The 6,586-nt window shown below is 69.9% G+C and carries 6 protein-coding genes; 2 read left to right on the top strand and 4 right to left on the bottom strand.

The annotated features are described in order from the left end of the window. Positions 1 to 43: 43 nt before the first annotated feature. Complete coding sequence (locus ACG2DA_RS11215; protein WP_395255739.1) at positions 44 to 1,270, bottom strand: M20 family metallopeptidase; 1,227 nt, start codon at positions 1,268 to 1,270, stop codon at positions 44 to 46. Between the two features lie 209 nt (positions 1,271 to 1,479). Between ACG2DA_RS11215 and ACG2DA_RS11210 the strand changes: the two genes are divergently transcribed. Next, positions 1,480 to 1,659, top strand: coding sequence for a hypothetical protein (locus ACG2DA_RS11210; RefSeq protein ID WP_395255737.1), 180 nt, complete (start codon positions 1,480 to 1,482; stop codon positions 1,657 to 1,659). A gap of 197 nt (positions 1,660 to 1,856) precedes the next feature. Here ACG2DA_RS11210 and ACG2DA_RS11205 read toward each other — a convergent pair whose 3' ends face one another. Beyond that, positions 1,857 to 3,023, bottom strand: a complete 1,167-nt coding sequence (locus tag ACG2DA_RS11205; protein ID WP_395255735.1) for a DUF1559 domain-containing protein — start codon at positions 3,021 to 3,023, stop codon at positions 1,857 to 1,859. A 343-nt stretch (positions 3,024 to 3,366) separates the two neighbouring features. On the opposite strand from ACG2DA_RS11205, the gene ACG2DA_RS11200 reads away from it, so the two are divergent. Beyond that, positions 3,367 to 3,543 carry a hypothetical protein gene (locus tag ACG2DA_RS11200; protein ID WP_395255734.1) on the top strand — a complete coding sequence of 59 codons (177 nt, stop codon included), beginning with the start codon at positions 3,367 to 3,369 and terminating at the stop codon, positions 3,541 to 3,543. 229 nt (positions 3,544 to 3,772) lie between these two features. Here ACG2DA_RS11200 and ACG2DA_RS11195 read toward each other — a convergent pair whose 3' ends face one another. Both ACG2DA_RS11195 and ACG2DA_RS11190 read right to left on the bottom strand, forming a co-directional pair. Continuing rightward, positions 3,773 to 4,915 (bottom strand): DUF1559 domain-containing protein, encoded by a 1,143-nt coding sequence (locus ACG2DA_RS11195; RefSeq protein ID WP_395255733.1) that lies wholly within the window; start codon positions 4,913 to 4,915, stop codon positions 3,773 to 3,775. 541 nt (positions 4,916 to 5,456) lie between these two features. Further along, on the bottom strand, positions 5,457 to 6,551 hold the full coding sequence (locus ACG2DA_RS11190) for a DUF1559 domain-containing protein (RefSeq protein ID WP_395255731.1): 1,095 nt from the start codon (positions 6,549 to 6,551) through the stop codon (positions 5,457 to 5,459). Between the last annotated feature and the right edge of the window lie 35 nt (positions 6,552 to 6,586).

Raw genomic sequence — 6,586 nt, 5'->3', positions numbered from 1 at the left:
CGCCGGCCCGACGGCCGGGTGAAGCGACACGTCCTGTCGAAAGTCACGCTCGAAGCCGACTCGGTCCGGGTAAAGTCGTCGGGTTCGGCACGCCGGCCTTGCCGTATCGACTAAAATCCTCCCCGCCCATCGACGGCTCCCCGGTTCCGACCGCGTCGGCGCCCAACTCGTTCTGAAAGACCGCCGTCAGCCGGGCGGTCAGCGCCGGGTCGTTGTACAGCGAGGGGGTGCCCTCGGAGGCGTTCACCGTCGGCGGTTCGGCCCCCGCGGCGGCGGCGGCGGCGTTCGCCCGGCGTTCGATCGCCGCGATCAGCTGTTTCCGCACCGCGTCCGAGTAGCTGCGGACCGTCAGTTGGAGCGTCGCCTCGTCGGGGATGATGTTGTGCTTCGACCCGGCGTGGATCGACCCGACCGTGACCACGGCCGGGTCCGTCGGCTTCACCTCCCGGGCGACGATCGCCTGGGCCGACAGCACGAACTCCGCGGCCATCACGATCGGGTCCTGGGTGGTGTGCGGCTGGGCCCCGTGGCCGCCGCGGCCGTGGAAGGTGACGTCGACGCTGTCCACGTTGGCGAGGCTGTAGCCGGCCAGCGTCTCCACCGTGCCGGCGGCGGCGTTGGGGGTGACGTGCAGGGCGACGGCGTAGTCCGGTTTGGGGAACCGCTCGAACAGCCCGTCCTCCAGCATCGCCTTGGCGCCGGCGCCGATTTCCTCGGCGGGCTGGGCGATCAGCATCACCGTGCCGGACCAGTCGTCCCTGTGTTCGGCGAAGTACCGGCCGGCGCCGGTCACGCTGGTCATGTGCACGTCGTGGCCGCAGGCGTGCATGACGCCGGTTTCGCCCCCGCCGGGCCGCTCCGTTTTCACCTGCGAGGCGAACGGCAGTCCGGTGGCCTCGGTGACGGGCAGGGCGTCCAGATCGCAGCGGAACATCACGGTCGGCCCCGCGCCGTTCTTCAGAAGCGCCACCACGCCGGTCCCGCCGACGCCGGTCGTCACGTCGTAACCGGCGGCCCGCCACTCCTCGGCGAGCTTGGCGGCGGTGGCCGTCTCCTGGTTCGACAGCTCCGGGCGGCTGTGCAGATGGCGGTAGAGGTCCAGCAGGGCCGGCAGGCGCTCGTCCGCCCACGCCGCGGGGCTGTCCCGGGGGCCGTCCGCGGGGGCGGCTGCGGGCTCCGCGGCGGGCAGCGACGAACCGACCGCCCCCAGCGCGCCGGCGACCCACAGGAGCGGGGCGAACCGAGAGGATCGACGGGGGGAGAGGAACACGGCGGGAACTTTCCGACGGGGAGCGGACCGCTCAAACGTGACCGTCCCGCGGTCGGGCCGCAAGCCGTGGCCGGCCGCTCGCGAACGGGGCGGAGGACGAACCGCGTGCGGACGGAGGCCGCGTCGGCGACGGACCGCGCGTCATGGCGTGCGCACGCGGCCCGCGGGTATCCTCGACCCGTCGTTTTCCCCTACCGCTGCAGACTGCCATGCCCGCCGTTCGTTCGCCGCTGTTCCGCCGGTTTCCCGCCCTGATCGCCTGTCTGAGTTTCGGTGTCCTGCCGCTGGTCGGCTGCGACGCCGACGCCGGCGGCACGACCGTCAACGCGCCGAGCGACGACGTCGAAGCGATGGAAGCCGCCGGCCGCGAGGAAGAACAATACAACTGATTCGACGGCGGTCGGACGCGGCGCCCCGGGCGAGACGTCGCGGTGCCGATGCCGCGGGCGGATCGACCCCGCCGCGGTTCGCGTCGACCCGCCCTTGCGTTCGGCCCGATTCGTCCGTCGCGGACAAAAAAAGAACCGGCGGGGCCGCCGCAGCGGCCCCGCCGGTCGTCGTGCGCGGAACGCAAAACGCAAGGGGATCAGTACTCGTCGGTCACTTCGCCGCCGTTGCGGGTGCCCAAGGCGCCCCAGGTGCCGTAGTTGCTCTTGCCGCTGGTCTTGTGGGCGGCGTTGACGTCGCCGTTGTCGACCGTTTCGGAGATGAAGGTCACGGACCCGTCGCCGAAGACGAACTGGGCGCCGCCGGTGTGGTAGCTGCCGGCGGCGAAGACGCCGTCGGCGTTCAGCGCGGCGCCGCTGTCGCCGCCGGTGCTGCAGGACGGCCCGTTGGGGGGCACGACCGTGTGGAAGCCGGCGACCGGGGCGTAGGCGCCGGACCAGCGGGCGCCGCGACCGCGGTTGGTTCCGCCGGCGACGACGTTGCCGTTCGAGTAGAAGCCGGGTTCGGCAGGGTTGGCGACGCCTTGGACGCAGGCGTCCCCGATGTTGGACGGCCCGCTGCCGTCGAGGGTCATCCCGGAGACGGCGACTTTATAGGCGGACTGGAACTGCTGGTTGCCGTCGGCGATGCCGATCTCGCCCATCAGGATCGTGTTCACGGTCCCGTCCCGCAGGTCCCGCAGGCCGAGACTTTGTTGCCGGACCCACGTGCCGCGTGCGGCGGCGCCGCTGGTGTTGTTCCCTCGGCCGTTGTCGCCCAGGTTGAAGGCGTAGTTCGTGGCGGCGATCGCCGTGGGCGACTTCCCGACGCCCGAGGGGCACAGCAGCGACGTGAGCTGCGTCCGCCACGGCGGGTAGGTGTCCCGCCACACCCGGGACCCCATCGGCGGCCAGTCGATCGTCCCGTCGGAGACGCCGTTGACGTCCAGGTCCAACGGCCTGGAAATCTGGTTCCACAGGGCCGTCTGGTCCATGTACGGCAACAGCGGGATCATCGGGTTGAGGTTCCCCTCGTTGCCTTCCGCGGTGCCGCCGCCCGGCATCGGGACGTTCGCCCCGGTGCCGCCCTTCCAGATTGGGAAGGACTTGTAGGTGCTGTGGTAGTTGTGCAGCGCCAAGCCGAGCTGCTTGAGGTTGTTCTGGCACTGGCTGCGGCGGGCCGCCTCCCGGGCTTGCTGCACGGCGGGCAGAAGCAGCGAGACGAGGATCGCGATGATCGCGATCACAACCAGCAGTTCGATCAGCGTGAAACCCGCACGGCGCGTCGGGGTTGAACTGATCCGCGGGCCAAAGGCACGTCGTGACATATACGGACGTTTCCTGAGAAGAAAGGGAAAGTGCGGCGAAACAGGTTGGCCGCGGTGAATCCGACGCCCGGAACGACCCGCCGTGGACGGGCGGTTGGAAATCGTGCCGGGGACGCCCCTGCGGGATCGTGGGGGCGGACCGGAATCCGCTGATATTAGCCGCGTCGCGTCCGTGCACAATGCGGACGCCCGCCCCCTTTCCGCGGACGCGCCGCCGTCCGCACCGCTCAGGCGGCCGGCCCGAGACCCATTCGCCCGTGCGATCCGTCCTCGATACCCGCGGCGGGGCGGCGGACGTACCTTCGTCCCGTCTCACCCCCTCCGTTCGGAGCCTCCCGTGTCGATGCGTCGTCCGTTGCATTGCGTTCCCCTGTTCGCCGCCTGCCTCGGGCTCGGCGTTCTGTCGCTCGCCGGGTGCGGCGACTCGGACGCCGGTTCCAACGCTGCGTCGGTTGAGTTGTCGGCGGAAGAGATCGAAGCGATGGAGGCCGCCGGCGCAGAAGAAGAACAGTACGAGTAGGGCGGCTCTTCCGCGGCGCGTCGGGCGCAACGCCCGCTGTAGCAGCGAGGTCGGAGGACGGATCTGACGCAGCGGCTCAGGGCCGGCGTCCCCGGACGTTCGACCGCAGCGTCGCTCGGGCGCGGCGACACGGGACGTTCCCGCCTGATTCGTCCGTCGCGGACAAAAAAAGAACCGGCGGGGCCGCCGCAGCGGCCCCGCCGGTCGTCGTGCGCGGAACGCACGGGGATCAGTACTCGTCGGTGACTTCGCCGCCGTTGCGGGTGCCCAGGGCGCCCCAGGTGCCGTAGTTGCTCTTGCCGGACGTCTTATGACGGGCGTTGAGGTTCCCGGTGTTGATGCTTTCGCTGATGAAGGTCACGGATCCGTCGCCGAAGACGAACTGGGCGCCGCCGGTGTGGTAGCTGCCGGCGGCGAAGACGCCGTCGGCGTTCAGGCCGTTGCCGCTGTCGGTGCCGGTGCTGCAGGACGGCCCGTTGGGGGGCACGACCGTGTGGAAGCCGCTGATCGGGGCGTAGGCGCCGGGCCACCGGGCGCCGCGGCCGCGGTTGCTGTTGCCGGTAAGCAGATTACCGGGGGTGTAGAAGCCGGGTTCGTCGGGGGCGGCGACGCCGTCGACGCAGGCGTCCCCGATGTTGGACGGCCCGCTGCCGTCGAGAGTCATCCCGGACACGCTCCATTTCCAGTTGGACTGGAACTGCCGCGAGCCTTCATGGATGCCGATCTCGCCCATCAGGATCGTGTTCACGGTCCCATCCCGCAGGTCCCGCAGGCCGAGGCTATTTCGCCGGACCCAGGGCCCCCGGGCCTGGGCGCCGCTGCGGTTGTTCGCCCTGCCGTTGTCGCCCAGGTTGAAGGCGTAGTTCGTGGCGGCGATCGACGTGGGCGACTTCCCGATGTCGGAGGGGCACAGGAGCGTCGTGACTTGCGTCTGCCACGGCGGGTAGCTCCCCCGCCAGACCCGGGTGCCCATCGGGGGCCAGTCGGCCGTGCCGTCGTTATCGTCGTCCAACGGCTTGGAGATCTGGTTCCACAGAGCCGTCTGGTCCAGATACGGCAGCAAGGTCACCAGCGGGCTGAGGTTTCGCTGGTTGCCTTCCGCAGTGCCGCCGCCGGGCATCGGGACGTTGTTCCCGGTGCCGCCCTTCCAAATCGGGAAGGACTTGTAGGTACTGTGGTAGTTGTGCAGGGCCAGCCCGAGCTGCTTGAGGTTGTTCTGGCACTGACTCCGGCGGGCGGCCTCACGCGCTTGCTGCACGGCCGGGAGCAGCAGGGAAACCAGGATCGCGATAATCGCGATGACCACCAGCAGTTCAATGAGGGTGAAGCCGGAGTTCTTCTGCGCGCGCGGCGCCTTAGGTAACGTGATCACGTGGGGAGACCGGGTTGGGGGAGGAGGGGGGATTGGACGAAAAGCGTCCCGGCCGGCGGAACCGCCGACGCGTAAGTCCTGACGCACCCGCAGTCGGGCGCCGGGGACGGAGAAGTCCCAGAATCGACCCCCGCACAGGCGGCGAAACGCATCAAGAAGCGTTGACCCTAGCCCGGTGGGGCCGCGCCCGCAAACATAATCCGCTCCGGTTGCAAAGCGGGAAGACGGGCGTTCGTCACGGTCCCGCTGTCCTCCGTGATCGGCCGACAGTCGAGAGGAAGCCGGCTCCGCCCCGCCGCGGGGCCGGCCTGGGGGCGGGAGAACGCCCGTTAGTTCTCGCTGTACAGGGCGTGAGCGAGGCGGGGCTCGCTGGGCGGAACACGGGCCGCGCCGGCGTCTCCGTCCCGACCGCGCCCGCCCGTTCGTCGGCTCGCGCGGGGAGCGGCGGCCGTGCGGTGCGGGCGGCGCCGTCGCCAGAAATAAAAAACCGGCGGGGCCGCCGCAGCGGCCCCGCCGGTTGACGGTGGGGAACGGACGTCGATCAGTACTCGTCCACGACCTCGCCGCCGATGCTGGTGCCCAGCGCGCCCCACACGCCGTAGGGGCTGCGGCCGGAGGTCACGGCGCCGGCGTCGATGTTGCCGTTGTTGATGGTCTCCGAGATGAACGTCACGGAGCCGTCGACCATCGCGACCTGCATGCCGCCGGTGTGGAAGCTCCCGCCGGTCATGACGCCGTTTTCCCAGTCGACCCCGTTCCGAACGCAGCTCGGGCCGTTGGGGGCGATGATGGTCAGGAACTGCGTGAACACCATGCCGGCGTCCGCCCAGCGGGTGCCGCGCATCTCGCCGCTGCCGTTGTAGTAGTAGTTCGGGTCGTAGAACCCGGGGTTCCCCGCCTCGGTGACCTGTTCGATGCAGAGCTCGCTGAGGTCTTCATAGCCGGTCGCGCTGTGGTTCAGGCCGGGGACGTCGTCGGCGTAGCCGCGGCGGAATTCCCGGTCGCCTTGGATGCCGCGGCCGATCTCGCCGATGAGGATCGTGTTGACTGTCCCGTCGCGGACGTCCTGGATGCCGATGCAATCGCCGCGGATGCCCATGCCGCGAGCCTCGGGCCGGTCCGGGTCGCCGGCGCCGCTGGGGTTGTCGCCCCAGTTCAGGGCGTAGTTCGTATCGCCGATGCCGCGAACGGGGGCGCCGTCGGAGGGGCAGAGCAGGCTGGCGGCCTGGAAGCGCCACGGCGGATACCCGGTCGTCCACGGGTTGGCGCCGTACGCGTTCCAGTCGACCGTGCCGTCGCCGTCGTCGTCGATCGGCCGGGTAATCTGGTTCCAGACGGCGGTCTGGTCCATGTAGGGCATCAGGCCGACGAGGAAGCTCAACCGGTTCCGGCTGTCGCTGGTCCCGCCGAAGCTCAACGGGAAGGTCTTGTAGGTGCTGTGGTAATTGTGCATGGCCAGCGCAATCTGCTTCAGATTGTTCTGGCACTGGCTGCGGCGGGCCGCTTCGCGGGCCTGCTGCACGGCCGGCAGGAGTAGCGAGACGAGGATCGCGATGATCGCGATCACCACCAGCAGTTCGATCAGCGTGAAACCGGCGCGACGCCGGGCCGATTCGGCGGGTCGTTGACGGAGCATGGGGATTGAATTCCGAGGAGGGAAGTCCCGCCGAA

The sequence above is a fragment of the Alienimonas sp. DA493 genome (assembly GCF_043951915.1).
Lineage (GTDB): Bacteria > Planctomycetota > Planctomycetia > Planctomycetales > Planctomycetaceae > Alienimonas.
The sequence above is the reverse complement of the archived record's forward strand: the minus strand, read 5'-3'. Positions and strand labels throughout refer to the sequence as shown.

What these genes read in the sequence shown, in the direction of transcription:
- ACG2DA_RS11205 (WP_395255735.1), bottom strand. Translation starts at nt 3,023, where the DNA reads ATGTCACGACGTGCCTTTGGCCCGCGGATCAGTTCAACCCCGACGCGC.
- ACG2DA_RS11190 (WP_395255731.1), bottom strand. Translation starts at nt 6,551, where the DNA reads ATGCTCCGTCAACGACCCGCCGAATCGGCCCGGCGTCGCGCCGGTTTC.
- ACG2DA_RS11210 (WP_395255737.1), top strand. Translation starts at nt 1,480, where the DNA reads ATGCCCGCCGTTCGTTCGCCGCTGTTCCGCCGGTTTCCCGCCCTGATC.
- ACG2DA_RS11200 (WP_395255734.1), top strand. Translation starts at nt 3,367, where the DNA reads ATGCGTCGTCCGTTGCATTGCGTTCCCCTGTTCGCCGCCTGCCTCGGG.